This is a genomic window from Streptomyces sp. NPDC028314 (genome assembly GCF_055565795.1).
In genome coordinates, this window is record NZ_JBVHTP010000018.1 from 115,182 (window position 1) to 130,950 (window position 15,769).

Genomic DNA, 15,769 nt, shown 5'->3' on the forward strand with positions numbered 1-15,769 from the left:
CCGCGGTACCGGATCTCGCCATGGCGCTCCGGGCGTTGCCGCAGGTCGCAGTGGGCTGAGTCACACAAGGGTGCGAATCGAGTCGGGGGTGTCTACCATTAAAGGCTGTAGCGGCCCTTCCCGGACCCGTGCATGCTGACCGCATGGCCATTCGCGGACCTCGGGAAGAAGATCCGGACAGTGACAGACTCAACGGGGGTTCGACACATGTCACTTTCATCCGCATGCCGATCTGACTGAGCATGCCCGCGTTCGCCCCATTCCGAGCGATCAATTCATCGATGTTCCATCGCCGATAGGAAGTCGGCCAGCCGGTTCACCCTGCCCAAAAGGCGGTGGCCGGTCACCAAGGAGTTCGACCACATCGTGAAATTCCTGCGCATCCTTCTCGTCGACAACTACGACTCCTACACGTGGAACCTCTTCCAGCTCTTATGGAAGGTGGCAGGCGTACCTCCCGTCGTCGTGCGCAACGACGAGGCGACGGCCGAAGACCTGCTGGGTCAGGACTTCACCCACGTCGTGATCTCCCCGGGGCCGGGCACGGCCTCCAGGGAAGAGGACTTCGGGCTCTGCCGCGCCCTGCTGGAACAGGCCGCGGTCCCCGTCCTCGGCGTGTGTCTCGGCCACCAGGGTCTGGCCATCGCCTTCGGGGGCGAGGTCCGCCGCGCGCCGGAGATCGTGCACGGCCGGACCAGCGCGATCACCCACACCGGAACCGGCGTCTTCGCCGGGATCCCGCAGGGCTTCCGCGCCGTGCGCTACCACTCCCTCACCGTCACCGATCCCCTGCCGGACGAACTCGTCGCCACCGCCTGGTCCGAAGGCGGCCTCCTGATGGGCCTCCAGCACCGCGAACGCCCGCTGTACGGGGTGCAGTTCCATCCCGAGTCGGTGGACAGCGAGTACGGCGAGGAAATCATCGCCAACTTCCTCGGAGTCTCGCCGGAGCTGCGCTGGAGCGAGCTGGAGGTCGACGTCGAAGCCGAGGCCCTCTTCCTGCGCGCCTTCGCCGACAGCCCGTACAGCTTCTGGCTCGACAGCTCGCGCTCGGCGTACGGGATGGGCCGCTACAGCTACCTCGGCTCCTGCGCCGGGACCGGGCTGGAGGTGATCCGGGCCTACGCGGGGGCGAACGTCGTCGAACGCGAGACGCACGAGTCCGTGGAGCGGATCTCCGGCACGGTCTTCGAGCAGCTGCGGGCCGGCCTCGCGGCCACGCCCGTCCCGGTCGGCGCGTCACCCGTGCCGTTCGCCGGAGGCTACGTCGGCTACCTCGGCTACGGGGTCAAGGGCAGTGTCGGCATCGGCCGGGCGGGCAGCGGAGAGCGTCCGGACGCGGAGCTGCTGCGGGTGGACCGCTTCGCGGCGTACGACCACGAGACCGGCCGGCGCCACCTGGTCACGGTGGGCCTGTCCGCCGAGGAGCACACCGCCTGGTGCGAGGAGGTGCGCACGCTGGCGCGCCGCCCCCTCCTGCCGCGGCCCCGCCGCGAGAGCGCACCGGCCGTGCTGCGGGCCGGCGTCGACCGCGAGACGTACCTGCGGCACTTCGGCGAGGTGCAGCGGTGGCTGCGCGACGGCGACTCGTACGAGGCCTGCTACACGTACCAGATCAGCGGCACCAGCGACGCCGACCCGCTGGATACCTATCTCCGGCTGCGGGCGACCAACCCGGCTCCGTACGCCGCCTACGTCCGGCTCGGCGAGCGCTCGCTGCTGAGCTCCTCGCCGGAGCGGTTCGTCACGGTGGCGGGCAACGGCGAGGTGGAGGCCAAGCCCATCAAGGGCACGGCTCCGCGCGACGCCGACCCGGTGGCAGACGAGGCCGCCCGCCGGGCCCTGGAGACCGACCGCAAGATCCGCAGCGAGAACCTGATGATCGCGGACCTGCTGCGCAACGACCTCGGCCAGGTCTGCGACAACGGCACGGTGCACGTGCCGAAGTTGATGGCGGCCGAGTCCTACGCCACGGTCCACCAGCTCGTCACCACGGTGCGCGGGCGGCTGCGCTCCGACCGCGACGCGGTCGACTGCGTGCAGGCGCTCTTCCCGGGCGGCTCGATGACGGGGGCGCCGAAGAAGCGCACGGTGGAGCTCCTCGACGAGCTGGAGCCGCAGGAGCGCGGGGTCTACTCCGGCAGCCTCGGGTTCTTCGGCTTCGACGGCACGGCGGACCAGAGCATCGTGATCCGCACGATCGTCTGGGAGGGCGACCGGGTGCGGATCGGCGTGGGCGGCGCGCTGATCGTGCTGTCGGACGCCGAGGAGGAGTACCAGGAGACGCGGCTGAAGGCCCGCGCGCTGCTGCGGGTCCTCGGGGTCGACGAGCTGCGCGAGACCACGTTGGAAACGGGTGCGGGGCGGAAGGGATGGGCGTGAGCGCTGTGGGTTTCGAGACGGGCCCGGCCGGGCCGGAGGAGGCGGAGGCGGTGGCCGAGGGCGTCACCGCACTCCTGAGGGAGCTGCGCGGCGACGCCGGCCACACGATCCCCGGACTCGGGGCGGCCGTGGCCGACGCCATCGCCGGCAAGGACGGCTCCGGCGTGCTGGTCGCCCGGGACGGGGAGGGCGGGCTGGCGGGCCTGCTCGGGTACACCACCCAGACGGCCCTGCGGCTCGCCGCTCCGTACCGCCACGTCCAGGAGCTGTGGGTGCGGCCGGACCTGCGGTCCCGGGGGGTGGCGGCACTGCTGCTGGACGCGCTGGAGAAGCTCTGCGCGGCCGATGGCGTACGGCGGGTCGAAGTCTGCCTGCCCAGCCCGGAGTTCGAGGCCTTCCCGCGCACGCTGGCTTTCTACGAGCGCTCCGGTTTCCGCGCCATAGGCCCCCGCGTGATCAAGGACGTGTCATGACCTTGCAGGTGGTGGTACCGCAGGAGTCGGACGCCCTGCCCTTCACGGTCGAGCCGTCCGGTGCGCAGGTGGCCAGCAAGGAGGTTCCCGAGCGGATCCACCAGATCCTGGCCGGACTGCGCGACGGCGGCGCCGAAGTGGCCCCGCCCGTCGGGCAGGACACGGCCCGTGCGGAGCGGATCGTCGCCGCCGTGCACGGCAAGGCCCTGCTGGACCATCTGCGCCACGGGGTGCCCGAGGGCCGGGACTCCGTGCTCGACGACGCGTTCGCGGCGCCGGGCCTCGCGCAGGAGACCCCCGTGACCCGCGGGGTCTGGCCCGCCGCCCTGGGCGCGGCGGCCGCCGCGGTGCGGGCGGCCGAGCTGACGGCCCGGCTGGAGCGGAACAGCTACGCCCTCGTACGGCCGCCGGGCCACCACGCGGGGCCCGGCTGGTACGGGGGCTACTGCTTCCTCAACAACGCCGTCGTCGCCGCCAGGACGCTGCGCGAGGAGGGAGTGGCCCGGGTCGGCATCCTCGACGTCGACTACCACCTGGGCAACGGCACCCTCGCCTGTGTCCGGGAGGACCCGACGCTGCCGTTCGCCTCGGTCCACTCCAGCGCCGCCAAGGACTTTCCGTACAGCTTCGAGCCGGGCCCGGGGCTCTTCGGCGTGGAGTCGGACCCCGGTCAGGGAGGCTTCCTCTCGCTGGTCGGCGAGGCGCTGGCCCACCTGCGCGGGGCGGGCGCCGAGGCCCTGGTGGTGTCCGTCGGCTACGACGTGCTCGACAAGGACCCGCACGGTTCCTGGACCCTGCCGCCCGAGGTGTTCGGGCCGGTCGGGGCCCTGCTGGCGGAGCTGCGGCTGCCCACCGTGTTCGTCCAGGAGGGCGGATACGGACTCCCGTCCCTGCGCGGCGCGGCCCGCGCCCTGGCATTGGAGGCCTCGCGATGAACGCGACCCCCGAGAACGTGCTGCGGCCCTACCGGGAGCGGCTGGAGGAGCTCGACCAGCAGCTCGCGGAACTCGTGGCGGCCCGGCTGGGGATCTGCTGCGAGGTGGCCGAGGTCAAGCGAGCCCACGACATCCCGATGATGCAGCCGCACCGGGTCACCGCGGTCCGCGAGGCGTACGCGGCCCGCGGCGAACGCCTCGGCCTGTCCCCCGAGTTCATGCGCTCCCTGGCGACCCTGCTCATCGACGAGGCCTGCCGCCTGGAGGACGAGATCATCGACGCTCCCGCGGCGGCCTCGACAGTGGAGGTACGGCGATGACCCTGACATTCACCACGCTCGGCCCCGAGGGAAGCTGCCACGAGAACGCCGTGGCGGCCTACTTCCGGTTCCAGGGCATCGAGGACGAGGCGAAGACCGACCTCACCATCGACCTGCACGAGGGGCTGGAGCGCGTCCGCAGCGGCGAGAGCGACTACCTCGTGCAGTGCAGCGCGCACCCCGAGGTGCACCTGATCACCGAGCGGTACTTCAAAGAGGTCCAGGTCGTGGACACCTTCGTGTACCCCACCAAGGAACTGGTGCTGCTGAGCCGGGCCGACGTGGAGCGGCCCAGGACCCTCGGCCTGGTCCCGGCCACCGCCGGCTACGTCGACACGTCCCGGTGGGAGGAGGTCATCCGCGAGCCGTCCAAGCCCGTGGTCGGCCGCAACCTGCTGGCGGGCGCGTACGACTCGGGCCTGACCCACCTGGAGTACCTGGAGCAGTCGGACGGCGCGCTGCGCCTGGACCGCTACATCGGCGCGGTGACCACCACGTGGGTGGTGTACGGACGCCGCCCCCGTTTCACCGGTGACCTGATCGGCACGCCGTGCCGCGACTACCTTCTGGGAGGGGCGAAGTGAGCACGACCGCATCCCCGGCGAGGAAGATCCTCGTCTGTGACACCACGCTGCGCGACGGCGAGCAGACCTGCGGAGTGGCCTTCCGGGTCGAGGAGAAGGTGAAGATCGCCGGGCTGCTCGACGAGATGGGCGTCGACACCATCGACGCGGGATTCCCCGCCTCCTCGCAGGCCGACCAGGACGCCGTGCGCGGTATCGCCGCCCTGGGCCTGCGCGCCCGGGTGGTGGCCTTCTGCCGCCCGAACCGTACGGAGATCGACCTTGCCAAGGCCTGCGGCGCCAACGCGATCTACACCTTCGTACCGACGTCCGACGTGCACATGCGGGTCAAGTTCGGCGGTACGGACGGCTCGGTGCGCGAGCGCCTGAAGCGGGAGATGGCCGACGGCATCGCCTATGCCAAGGGCCTGGGCATGTTCGTCGGATGCGGTTCGGAGGACGCCACCCGGACCTCGTACGACTACCTCGAAGAGGTGCTCGTACTCGCCCAGGAGAGCGGCGCGGACCTGGTCGGTGTCGCGGACACGGTGGGCTCCACCACCCCCGACGACTTCCGCGCGCTGATCTCGCGGCTGCGGTCGCGGATCGACGTGACGCTCTCGCTGCACTGCCACAACGACTTCGGGCTGGCCACGGCCAACACCGTCGCCGGGATCCTCGGCGGCGCGGACGAGGTGCAGTGCACGGTCAACGGCATCGGCGAGCGGGCGGGCAACGCCTCCCTGGAGGAGGTGACGGTCGCGCTGACCCAGCTCTACGGGTACGAAACGAACGTCGACCTGTCCCGGCTCAAGCCCATGTCGAACCTGATCGCCGACCTGTCCGGCATCGAGGTCAGCCCGATGAAGCCGATCGTCGGCGGCAACGCCTTCTCGCACGAGTCGGGGCTGCACGTGTCCTCGGTGATGAGGGACTCCACCGCCTACGAGCCCCTGCGGCCCGAGCTGGTCGGCCACACCCGGCGCATCGTCATCGGCAAGCACTCCGGCAAGTCGATCATCGCGCACGTCCTGGACGCGCACGGGCTGCCGTACGACGACGCGCTCCTCGGCTCCGTCCTCCAGGACGTCAAGGAGGCCTCCGTCCTGACGAAGTCCAGCGTCACCGAGGCGCAGGTCGTGGAGATCCACCGCAAGCGAACGGCCGTATCGGTATGAGCACGGAGCACGACCCCGCCGCCTGGTTCGCCGACGAGGAGTTCTGGGAGGCGTTCTACCCCCACCTCTTCTCCGCGGAGCGGGCGGCGCAGGCGGCGGAGCTGGTGGAACACTCCCCGCTGCTGCGCTTCCCGTCCGGCGCGCGCGTCCTCGACCTGTGCTGCGGGCCGGGCCTGTTCACCGCGCCGCTCGCGCGGGCGGGCCACCGGGTCACCGGCGTGGACCGCAGCGCGGCGCTGCTCGCGCGGGCCCGGGAGAACTGCCGGGAGGCGGGCGCGGACGCCCGCTTCGTCGAGGCGGACATGCTCGACTTCGCCGAGCCCGGGGCCTTCGACGTCGTCATCAACATGTTCACCTCCTTCGGCTATCTGGACCGGCACGAGGACAACGTGCAGGTGCTGCGCAACATCCACAGCAGCCTGGCGCCGGGGGGCACGCTGGTCCTCGACGTCGTCGGCAAGGAGGTCCTCGCCCGTCTCGACGAGCGGGTCTCGCTCTCCGAACAGGACGGCAGGCTGCTGATCCAGCGCGACACCGTCCTCGACGACTGGAGCCGGCTGCGCAGCGACTGGTTCTCCATCGACGGCTCGCGCGCGACGCGGAAGTCGATGACCCTGCACCTCTACAGCGCGGCCGAGCTGCGCGGCATGCTCGGCGACGCGGGCTTCGACGAGGTCCGCTGCTACGGCGGCTACCCCGGCACCTCCTACGACCAGCGGGCCGAGCGGCTCATCGCGGTCGCCACGAAGGGCGCTGACGTCCGTGGGGAATGAGGTCGTCGTCGTACGTTCGTCCTCCGGTGTCGGCCGGGAGGAGTGGGACGCGCTCGTGCCCGCGACCGAGGTGTACCTCACGCACGACTGGCTGCGCGCGGTCGAGGAGTGCTTCGGCTTCGAGCTGGTCTTCTTCCTGCTGCGGGACGGCGGCCGTACCGTCGCCGGCGTGCAGGGCCTGCTGGTCCGGGATCCCGACGCCTTCCCGTACCACGATCCGACCGGCGCCCTGTTCGGCGACTACGAGATGGACCACCTCCGGCAGGCCCTCGCCCAGGGCCGTACCGCGGAGGAGGCCGCCGAGGCGTCCGAGCTGCTGGCGGCGGTCGCGCGGACCGAGGCGGCGTACACGCGGGCGGCCGGCTATCCGGCGCTCGTGATGACCAGCCCGTACGGTTACGCGAGCGACGTCCTGACCCTGCCCGGCGCCGGCCGGCGCGGTGCCATCGGGGAACTCCTCGCGGCGGTCGAGGAGTTCTGCCGGGCCGAGGAGATCCCCTCCCGGTCCTTCCTGTGGCAGTCCGGCACGGACGAGGCGTTGCACGGGGCGCTCGCCGCGCACGGATACCTGGAGTTCCTCTCCGACGTCGAGTACGACCTGGAGACCGGTTCCCTCGGATCGTTCGAGGAGTACCTGGGAACCCTGGACCGCAAGCGCCGCAACGTGGTCCGCGCGGAGATCCGCAAGTTCGCGGCCGGCGGGCTGCGGGTCGAGCACGTCCCGGACCCGGATCCGGCGGTCGTCGCCCGGTGCGCCGAGCTGTCGCAGGGCCAGCAGGAGAAGTACGGCCTGCCGGTCGACCGGGCGTCGATGGAGCGGCTGTTCACCGCCCTCCTCGGCTCCCCCCGCCTGGGCACCGCGCTGTACGTGGTGCGGCGCGCCGACGCGGAAGCCCCTCCGGGGGCCGACGTCGTGGGCTTCCTGCTCTGCCCGGAGGCCGGGGGCGTACTGCACCCGAAGTTCCTCGGGTTCGACGCGGCCGCGGTGGGCTCCTCGTACGCGTACTTCAACCTCGTCTTCTACCACCTCGTCGAACTGGCCCTCGCGGGCGGCGTCCGCCGCATCGCGTACGGCATGGGTTCGGCGGACGCGAAGCGGCTGCGCGGCTGCCGCCCGGCACCGGTGCGCGGCTGGATCCGATTCTCCTCACCGGCCGCACACCGGCGGATCGAGCCGTACGTCACCGTCTTCCACTGCCTCAAAAACCAGCTTCTCGGCAACCAGGATGGACGCGTTCAGCGATGACTCTCGTACGCCGGCTCTTCGAGCACAAACTCGGCCGTCCCGTCACCACCGGCGAGGTCGTGGACCTGCCGTTCGACCTCTGCTGGGGCAGCGAGATGACCGTCAAATGGGCTCTCGACATCCTCCGCGACAGCGGCTTCGACGACGAGTACATCGCCGCCGGCATCGCCGCGCAGCGCGAGAGGACGGCCTTCGTCTTCGACCACGTCGTCCCCACCCACACCGCGTCGATGGCCTCGATCCTCGTCGAGCTGCGGCGCTTCGCCCGGCAGCACGGCATCAAGGTGTTCGACGTCGGCTACGACGGCGGCATCCAGCACAAGATCCTCATCGAGCAGGGCCTGATCCGTCCCGGCGACGTCGCGGTCGGGGCCGACTCGCACAGCTGCACCGCGGGAGCCATCGGCTCGCTCGCCACCGGCATCGGCTCGACCGACCTGGCCGTGGCCCTGGTCCGGGGCAGCGTCTGGATGCGGGTGCCCGAGGCGACGCTGGTCCGCTTCCACGGCTCCCTGCGCCCGCACGTCCAGGGCAAGGACGTCGCGCTGTACCTGTGCGGGCTCATCGGGGTGCACGGGGCGGTCTACCGGAGCCTGGAGTTCGGCGGTCCCGGCCTGGCCTCGCTGGCGATCACGGACCGGCTGTCGCTGAGCAACATGGCGGTGGAGATGGGGGCCAAGTACGGGCTCTTCCCGACCGACGAGGTGCTCGCCGGCTACCTCGGTGACGAGGTGGCCTACCCCTCGTTCACCATCGACGAGAACGACGCCGAGTACGTCGAGGTGATCGACGTCGACCTCGACGTGATCGAGCCGACGGTCGCGCTGCCGTTCTCGCCGGACAACGCCATCGGCACCCACCAGCTCCAGCACGTGCTGCGCCACTGGGACGAGTACCGCGACCGCGCCGACCTGATGACCGGTGTGGCCCAGCTGGCCCGGACCGCCGACGAGAACGGCGAGATCCCTGTCGACCAGGTCTTCATCGGGTCCTGCACCAACGGGCACCTGGAGGACCTGCGGGTCGTCGCGGACCTGCTGCGGGGCAGGCGCGTCAAGGACGGCGTGCGCACCATCGTCATCCCCGCGTCGCAGAAGGCCTACCGGGCGGCGATGAAGGAGGGCCTCATCGACGTCCTGCTGGAGGCCGGCTGCTACGTGGAGTCCTCCAGCTGCGGCCCGTGCATCGGCATCAAGTCCGGTGTCCTCGGCAAGGGAGAGGTGGCGGTCTTCACCTCCAACCGCAACTTCCGCGGCCGCTGCGGCGACGTGGACGCGAGCGTGGTGCTGGCCAGCCCGGCCGTCGCCGCGCGGGCCGCGCTCTCCGGCGTGCTCGCCCCCATCGGTGAGCGCGGCGACTACTACCCCTCGGAGGAAGCCGTCCGGACCGGCATCGACGAGCTGTTCGCGCTCCACTCGGCGCGCGAGGGCCGGGCGCCGCTCGCCGACGCGGACGAGCGCCCCGCACCGGCCGGGGCCGCCGACGGCACCCGGGGAGCGGGGAGCCTGTCCTGGGTCTTCGGCGACCACGTCAACACCGACGTGATCCTGCCCGGCGTGTTCTGCCAGATACCCGACCCGGCCGAGTACAAGAAGCACATCATGGCCCACGCCGGGAACCAGCCGTTCCTGGACCACTACGCGGCCTGCGGGTACGACCTCGGCGGCTCGGTGATCGTCGGCGGCATGAACTTCGGCTGCGGTTCCTCCCGCGAGAACGCCCCCATGGGCATCAAGGCGTCCGGCGCCCCCTTCGTGGTCGCGCACAGCTTCGCGCGGATCTTCTTCCGCAACGCCCTCAACATCGGGCTCCGGCTGGTCGAGGTGGGCGAGTTCGCCTACGCGATCCAGGAGGGTGACCGGCTCGTCGTCGACGACGAGCTCGGCCGGCTGGTCAACGTGACCCGGGGCACCTCCGCGCCCATCACCCCGCCGTCCGCGTTCGAGCGCGAGCTGCTCACGGCCGGCGGGCTCGTCGCCTACGCCGGCGAGCAGGTCCGGTCCGCGGCGGCGGCAGAGGCAGCGGCGCGATGAAGCCCCTGGCGGTCATTCCCGGCGACGGCATCGGCCCCGAGGTCATGGCCGAGGTGCTGAAGGTCCACGCCGTGGTCGAGGACGTCTTCGGCACGGGTCTGAAGACCGAGGTACTGCCGTACAGCGCCGACCACTTCCTGCGGCACGGCGACGCCGAGATCGACATCGAGGCCATCGGCAGCACCTACCGCGCCGTGCTGCTCGGCGCTCTCGGTGATCCGCGCGTCCCGGACAACCGGCACGCCGTCCAGATCATCGGCGGGCTGCGCCGGCAGCTCGAACTGGGCGTCAACCTCCGCCCGGTACGGCTGCGCACCCTGCGGCACTGCCCGCTCAAGCACGTGGCCTCCGTCGCCGACGTGGACCTCGTCATCGTGCGGGAGAACACGGAGGACGTGTACGTCGGCGTGGGCGGCACGGTGCGGGGCGGCCGGCCCGGCCACGTCGCGATGGAGGTCGGCGTGCACACCCGCTGGGCCGTGGACCGGGCGGTCACGGCGGCGTTCGAGATCGCCCGCTCCCGCCCCCGCCGCCGGCTCACCCTCGTCGACAAGAGCAATGCGATGCCGAGCGCCGGGCCGCTGTGGAGCAGCCGCTTCCGGGCGATCGCCGCGTCCTACCCGGACGTGGAGACCGACCACATGTACGTGGACGCCGCCGCGATGGAGCTGATCCGCAACCCGGCCCGGTTCGACGTCGTGGTGACCGGCAACCTCTTCGGGGACATCCTCAGCGACGAGGCCGCCCAGCTCGCCGGCGGGCTCGGCGTCGCACCCTCGGCCAGCTACGACCCCGAGGACACCGAGTTCCTCGGTGTCTTCGAGTCGGTCCACGGCAGCGCGCCGGACATCGCGGGCACCGGACGCGCCAACCCGCTCGCCTCGGTCATGAGCTACTCGCTGATGCTGGGCCGGCTGGGGCTGCACGAGGCGCACGCCGCCGTGGAACGCGCCGTGGACGAGGTGCTGCGCGGGGACCTGCTGACACCCGACCTGGGCGGCGCCGCGCGTACCGAAGAGGTCGGCGAACTGATCTGCCGGGCCGTCGCCCGGCACGACAAGGACTGAGGACATGAACGAGCCAGCGAAGCACCTGTGGTGGCAGGGCAGGGTCGTCCCCGCCGGGGACACCGCCTTGACGCTCGCCAACCACAGCCTCCACTACGGGCTGTGCGTGTTCGAGGGGATCTCCGCGTTCCCCTCCGGGGACACCGGCCACCACGTCTTCCGGCTCGAGGAGCACATGGCCCGCTTCGCCGAGTCGTGCCGCCTGGTGGGGACGACCCTCGCCCAGTCCCCCGCCGAGCTCGCCGCCGCCTGCCACGAGACGCTGCTCGCCAACGGGCTGCGCAGGGCCTACCTGCGGCCCATCGCCTTCCTGGGCGACGGGGTGCTCGGCCTCGCCCCGCCGGGGGCGCAGGCCGAGGTGGCCGTACTCGCCTTCGACGTCTCGGACTTCGACGGGGTGATCCGCTCCCAGCAGCCCCGGCTGTCCCTGTCGGCGGTGGCCCGGCTGAGCCCCTCCGCGTTCCCCACGAAGGCGAAGGTGTCGGCGGGCTACCTCAACTCGCGGATCGCCTGGCTGGACGCCAAGCAGCGCGGCTACGACGACGCGCTGCTCCTCGACGACACCGGCTCCGTCGCGGAATGCACGGTGCAGAACGTCTTCGGTGTGCGCGGCCGCACCCTCCTGATCCCGGACTCGGCCGCCGCCCTCGACGGGATCACCATCGCCTCCGTGGCCGAGATCGCCCGCGACCTCGGCCACCAGGTGGAGCGGACCCGGGTCGCCCCGCAGGACCTGCTGGGGTGTGACGCGCTGTGCGTGGCGAGCACCGCCGGCGGCGTGCGGCCGGTGCGCTGCGTCGACGAGCGGGAGTTCGACACCGCCAACCCCGTGGTCGCGGAGATCGTACGGGCCTACCAGCAGGCCGAGCTCGGTCTGCTGCCCGCCTACGCGCGGTGGGTGTCGGTCTCGTGAGCGGCGTACGCGCGCTGGACCCGGCCGTGCTGGACCTGCACGCCGCGCTCGGCGAGGAGTTCCGCGAGCGCGCCGAGGCGGCCGGCAGGGAGCACTGGCGGCGGGCCAACGAGGGCGTGCCGCGCCTTGCGGACTCCTGGTGCCCGACCCGGCCGCTGGTCCTGGGCGCCGCGGCGTACGAGCTGGTCGGCGCGGTCGCGGACCGCGCGGCCGGTCTGGTGCTGGACGCCTGCCTGCGCCGGGTGTCGACGGCGGGCGGCCTGCTCGACGCCCTCGGCATGCCGCGGGAGCAGTTCCCGCTGCTCGACCCGGCCGAGCCGCTCACCGAACGCCTGCTGACGTCGATCCGGGCCGACGTGATGGTCGAGCGCGGGGTGCCCAGGGTCGTCGAGCTCAACATCGACGGGGCGATCGGCGGAGCCATCGAGGCGGACCTGATCGCCCGGCGGTTCCAGGAGCTGTACGCGGAGCTGCCGGGCGCCGGGGAGGTCGCGCTGCGCACCCCGCCGTCGGCGGTGGACGCCTTCTTCGCCGAGCTGATCTCCTTCCTCGGCCTGTCCGAGGGCGCCCGTCTCGTCGTGCCCGTCTTCCGCGAGGACGGTCTGGACTCCCTGGCCGACCTCGACGACTTCATCGGCTTCCTGGCCCCCATGGCTGAGCGGGGCAGGGCCTACGGCATCGAGGTCCTCGGCCATCCGCTGGACCGGCTGGTCCTCGACGGCCGGCAGCGGCTGCTGGCCGGCGACCGGATCGCGCAGGGGGTGTTCCGGCTGTTCATGCCGGTCGAGCAGCGGGGTCCGGGGCTCGACGCCCTGGCGGGCGCCCTGCGGGCCGGCACGGCCGGGATGTACACCCCGGAGGCGACCAGCCCGGTCAGCGACAAGCGCGTACTGGCCTGGATCTGGCAGGACCTGGACCAGCTCCCCCCGGATGATCAGGAGTTCGTACGAAGGCACATTCCGCGCACCACCATGGCGCGGCCGGAGGCCCTCGGCGCGGACCGCGGCTCCCTGGTCCTCAAGCCGGGCGACGGCTACGGGGGCACCGGGGTGGTCCTGGGCCGCTCGGTGACCGAGGAGAGGTGGCGCGAGCTGCTGCTGGCCGCCTCCGAGAAGGACGACCACATCCTCCAGCAGGTCGTCGACAGCGACCTCGTGACCTTCGGGTTCGCGCACGACACGACCGGAGAGTTCCGCACCGCCGCCGTGCCGTGCGTGCTGGGGCCGATGATGTACGGCCGCAAGCTCTCGGGCATGTACGTCCGGCACGCCACCCCCAGGCCCGGTGACCTGATCAACACGCACCAGGGCGCTGCCTCCAACAGCGTGCTCATAGCGGAGGGTCTGCCGGCCGGGCGATGAGCGAAGACACCCGCACACCCACGCTGCTGGACCCGCTCAGGCACCGGAGCTTCCGCTGTCTGGCGGGCGGTCGCATGGCGACGTACATCGCCAACGCGATGGCCCCGATCGTGCTCTCGTTCGCCGTGCTCGACCTGACCGGGTCGCTGATCGACCTCGGCATCGTCGTGGGTGCCCGGTCGGTGGCCAACGTCGTGCTGCTGCTGTTCGGCGGGGTGATCGCGGACCGGCTGCCGCGCAGGCTGGTGCTCCAGGGGTCGAGCGTGGCGGCCGGGCTGGCCCAGGCGGTCATCGCGGCGAGCGTGCTGCTCGGCTTCGCCTCCATTCCGGTGCTGGTCGTCATCAGCGTCGTCAACGGCATGGTGGCCGCCGTGTCGCTGCCGGCGGCGGCCGCGCTGGTGCCGCAGACCGTCCCGGGCGCGATGATCCGGCCGGCCAACGCGCTGGTGCGGATGGCGGTCAACGCGGGCATGGTGCTCGGCGCCTCGACCGGCGGCATCGTGGTCGGCTTCGCGGGGCCGGGCTGGGGCATCGCCGTCAACGCGGCGGTGTTCCTGCTGGCCGGGCTGTTCTTCGCCGGGATCCGGGTGCCGAAGGCCGTGTCCCCGGCCGGTGGTCCGGCCCGGCCGCTGGCGGAACTGCGCGAGGGCTGGGCGGAGTTCACCTCCCGTACCTGGGTGTGGGTCGTCGTGCTCCAGTTCCTGGCCATCAACGCGGTGGTCGCGGGCGGGCTCCAGGTGCTCGGGCCCACCATCGCCGACGCCTCCTTCGGCCGGACGACCTGGGGGCTGCTGCTGGCCGCGCAGACCGCCGGGGCGTTCGCCGGAGGCATCGTCGCGGCCCGTTCGCGGCCGCGGCACGCCCTGCGGCTCGGGGCTGCCGTGGGGGCGTTCGAGGCGGTGCCGCTGCTGGCGCTGGCGACCACGTCGAACCCGCTGTTCCTGGTGCTCGCGATGTTCATGAACGGTGTGGCGCTGGAACAGCTCGCCGTCGCCTGGGACGTGTCGCTCCAGGAGAACATTCCGCAGGAGCGGCTGGCGCGCGTGTACTCGTACGACGCGCTCGGCTCCTTCGTGGCCATCCCGCTCGGTGAGATGGCCGCGGGCCCGCTGGCCCTGCGCTTCGGCACCGACACCACGCTGCTGACCGGCGCCGGCCTCGTCGTCACCGCGACGTTCCTCGCTCTGTGCAGCGGCAGCGTCCGCAACCTGACCGTCCGGCCCGAGGCCGCGAGACCACCGGCCGAAGGCGGATCCGCACCACCGACCGACGCACAGCACCGCACTGGGGGGAAGCACGATGAAACACGGGGCGCCGCCTCTGATCGATGACCGGCTCCGGCAGGGAGAGCCGTTGCCGGACGACATCTCGAAGGCCATCAGATCGCTGCCCGCACCCCAGCAGCCCGACTGGGAGGCGCACGAGGCGCACGGCGCGGCCGTCGAGCGGCTGCGCGCCTCGCCGGGGCTCGTGGACCCCCGCGACATCGGCAGGCTCGGCCTCCTGCTCACGGAGGCCGCACGGGGGAACGTGTCCGTCCTCCAGGCGGGCGACTGCGCCGAGGATCCGGCGGCCTGCACGCCCCGGGCCGTACGGGACAAGGCCCGGCTGCTCGACGTCCTCGCGTCGGCCCTCTCGGACATCACCGGCCGGCCCACGGTACGGGTCGGGCGGATCGGCGGACAGTTCGCCAAGCCGCGCTCGCGCCCGACGGAGCGGCACGGGGACCTCGAACTGCCCGTCTTCCGGGGCCACCTGGTGAACGGTCCGGAGCCGTCGGAGGCGGCCCGGGTCCACGATCCGCGGCGCCTGCTGGACTGCTACGAGGCGGCGCGCACCGTGCACGCCTGCCTGGCGGACGGGGGCCGCCCGGACTTCGCGACCACGTGGACCAGCCACGAGGCCCTCGTGCTCGACTACGAGATCCCGCTGGTGCGCGGCGACGGTTCGGGCCGGGCCTTCCTGTCGTCGGCGCACTGGCCGTGGATCGGCGAGCGCACCCGCCGCACCGACGGGGCGCACGTACGCCTGCTGTCCCTCGTGGACAACCCGGTGGCCTGCAAGGTCGGGCCGGCGATGACCCCGGCCGAACTGCTGGAGCTGTGCGCGCTGCTCGACCCGCACCGCAGCCCCGGCCGGCTCACCCTGATCGCGCGGCAGGGCGCGGACGCGGTCTCCCGGAACCTGCCGCCGCTGGTCGCCGCCGTACGCCGGGCCGGGCATCCGGTGATCTGGATGTGCGACCCGATGCACGGCAACACCGTGGCCGCGCCGGACGGCCGCAAGTCCCGGCTCGTCGAGGACGTCGTCCGTGAGATCGAGGGCTTCCAGCGGTCCGTGGAGTCGGCCGGGGGAACCGCCGGCGGGCTCCACCTGGAGGCCACTCCCGACGCCGTGCTGGAGTGCGTCGCCGGGCCGGGCGACCTCACCGGGCTCGGCCGCTACACCACCTTGTGCGATCCCCGGCTGAATCCGGAGCAGGCGGTCACCGCGGTGTCCGCCTGGGGGGCGTGAACACCGCCGCC

Annotated in this window: 14 protein-coding genes; all 14 read left to right on the forward strand. The window is 72.2% G+C overall.

What is annotated here, in order from left to right:
- The first annotated feature begins 366 nt into the window (after positions 1-366).
- The 14 genes from pabB to ACZ4TG_RS33185 are packed head-to-tail and all read left to right on the forward strand — an operon-like array spanning position 367 to position 15,758.
- Positions 367-2,382 (forward strand): aminodeoxychorismate synthase component I, encoded by a 2,016-nt coding sequence (gene pabB / locus ACZ4TG_RS33120; RefSeq protein WP_468170231.1) that lies wholly within the window; start codon positions 367-369, stop codon positions 2,380-2,382.
- Positions 2,379-2,855, forward strand: a complete 477-nt coding sequence (locus tag ACZ4TG_RS33125) for a GNAT family N-acetyltransferase (RefSeq protein WP_468170234.1) — start codon at positions 2,379-2,381, stop codon at positions 2,853-2,855. The genes pabB and ACZ4TG_RS33125 overlap by 4 nt, the downstream gene beginning before the upstream one ends.
- Positions 2,852-3,790 (forward strand): arginase family protein, encoded by a 939-nt coding sequence (locus ACZ4TG_RS33130; RefSeq protein ID WP_468170237.1) that lies wholly within the window; start codon positions 2,852-2,854, stop codon positions 3,788-3,790. Before ACZ4TG_RS33125 ends, ACZ4TG_RS33130 begins: the two co-directional genes overlap by 4 nt.
- Positions 3,787-4,110: a chorismate mutase gene (locus tag ACZ4TG_RS33135; RefSeq protein WP_468170240.1), complete on the forward strand. Its 324-nt coding sequence runs from the start codon at positions 3,787-3,789 to the stop codon at positions 4,108-4,110. The genes ACZ4TG_RS33130 and ACZ4TG_RS33135 overlap by 4 nt, the downstream gene beginning before the upstream one ends.
- On the forward strand, positions 4,107-4,694 hold the full coding sequence (locus ACZ4TG_RS33140; protein ID WP_468170243.1) for a hypothetical protein: 588 nt from the start codon (positions 4,107-4,109) through the stop codon (positions 4,692-4,694). Before ACZ4TG_RS33135 ends, ACZ4TG_RS33140 begins: the two co-directional genes overlap by 4 nt.
- On the forward strand, positions 4,691-5,851 hold the full coding sequence (locus ACZ4TG_RS33145; protein WP_468170246.1) for a LeuA family protein: 1,161 nt from the start codon (positions 4,691-4,693) through the stop codon (positions 5,849-5,851). The genes ACZ4TG_RS33140 and ACZ4TG_RS33145 overlap by 4 nt, the downstream gene beginning before the upstream one ends.
- The gene (locus tag ACZ4TG_RS33150) at positions 5,848-6,624 is read left to right on the forward strand and encodes a class I SAM-dependent methyltransferase (RefSeq protein WP_468170249.1); all 777 of its coding nucleotides are present in this window, start codon (positions 5,848-5,850) and stop codon (positions 6,622-6,624) included. The genes ACZ4TG_RS33145 and ACZ4TG_RS33150 overlap by 4 nt, the downstream gene beginning before the upstream one ends.
- Positions 6,614-7,870, forward strand: coding sequence for a GNAT family N-acetyltransferase (locus ACZ4TG_RS33155; protein ID WP_468170252.1), 1,257 nt, complete (start codon positions 6,614-6,616; stop codon positions 7,868-7,870). Before ACZ4TG_RS33150 ends, ACZ4TG_RS33155 begins: the two co-directional genes overlap by 11 nt.
- The gene (locus ACZ4TG_RS33160) at positions 7,867-9,903 is read left to right on the forward strand and encodes a LeuD/DmdB family oxidoreductase small subunit (protein ID WP_468170255.1); all 2,037 of its coding nucleotides are present in this window, start codon (positions 7,867-7,869) and stop codon (positions 9,901-9,903) included. Before ACZ4TG_RS33155 ends, ACZ4TG_RS33160 begins: the two co-directional genes overlap by 4 nt.
- Entirely contained in the window at positions 9,900-10,970 is a 1,071-nt protein-coding gene (locus ACZ4TG_RS33165) for an isocitrate/isopropylmalate dehydrogenase family protein (protein ID WP_468170257.1), read from the forward strand. Before ACZ4TG_RS33160 ends, ACZ4TG_RS33165 begins: the two co-directional genes overlap by 4 nt.
- Positions 10,971-10,974: 4 nt before the next feature.
- Positions 10,975-11,883, forward strand: coding sequence for an aminotransferase class IV (locus ACZ4TG_RS33170; protein WP_468170259.1), 909 nt, complete (start codon positions 10,975-10,977; stop codon positions 11,881-11,883).
- On the forward strand, positions 11,880-13,244 hold the full coding sequence (locus ACZ4TG_RS33175) for a hypothetical protein (RefSeq protein ID WP_468170261.1): 1,365 nt from the start codon (positions 11,880-11,882) through the stop codon (positions 13,242-13,244). The genes ACZ4TG_RS33170 and ACZ4TG_RS33175 overlap by 4 nt, the downstream gene beginning before the upstream one ends.
- Entirely contained in the window at positions 13,241-14,575 is a 1,335-nt protein-coding gene (locus tag ACZ4TG_RS33180) for an MFS transporter (protein ID WP_468170263.1), read from the forward strand. The genes ACZ4TG_RS33175 and ACZ4TG_RS33180 overlap by 4 nt, the downstream gene beginning before the upstream one ends.
- Entirely contained in the window at positions 14,544-15,758 is a 1,215-nt protein-coding gene (locus ACZ4TG_RS33185) for a 3-deoxy-7-phosphoheptulonate synthase (RefSeq protein ID WP_468170265.1), read from the forward strand. Before ACZ4TG_RS33180 ends, ACZ4TG_RS33185 begins: the two co-directional genes overlap by 32 nt.
- The last annotated feature ends 11 nt before the right edge of the window (positions 15,759-15,769 follow it).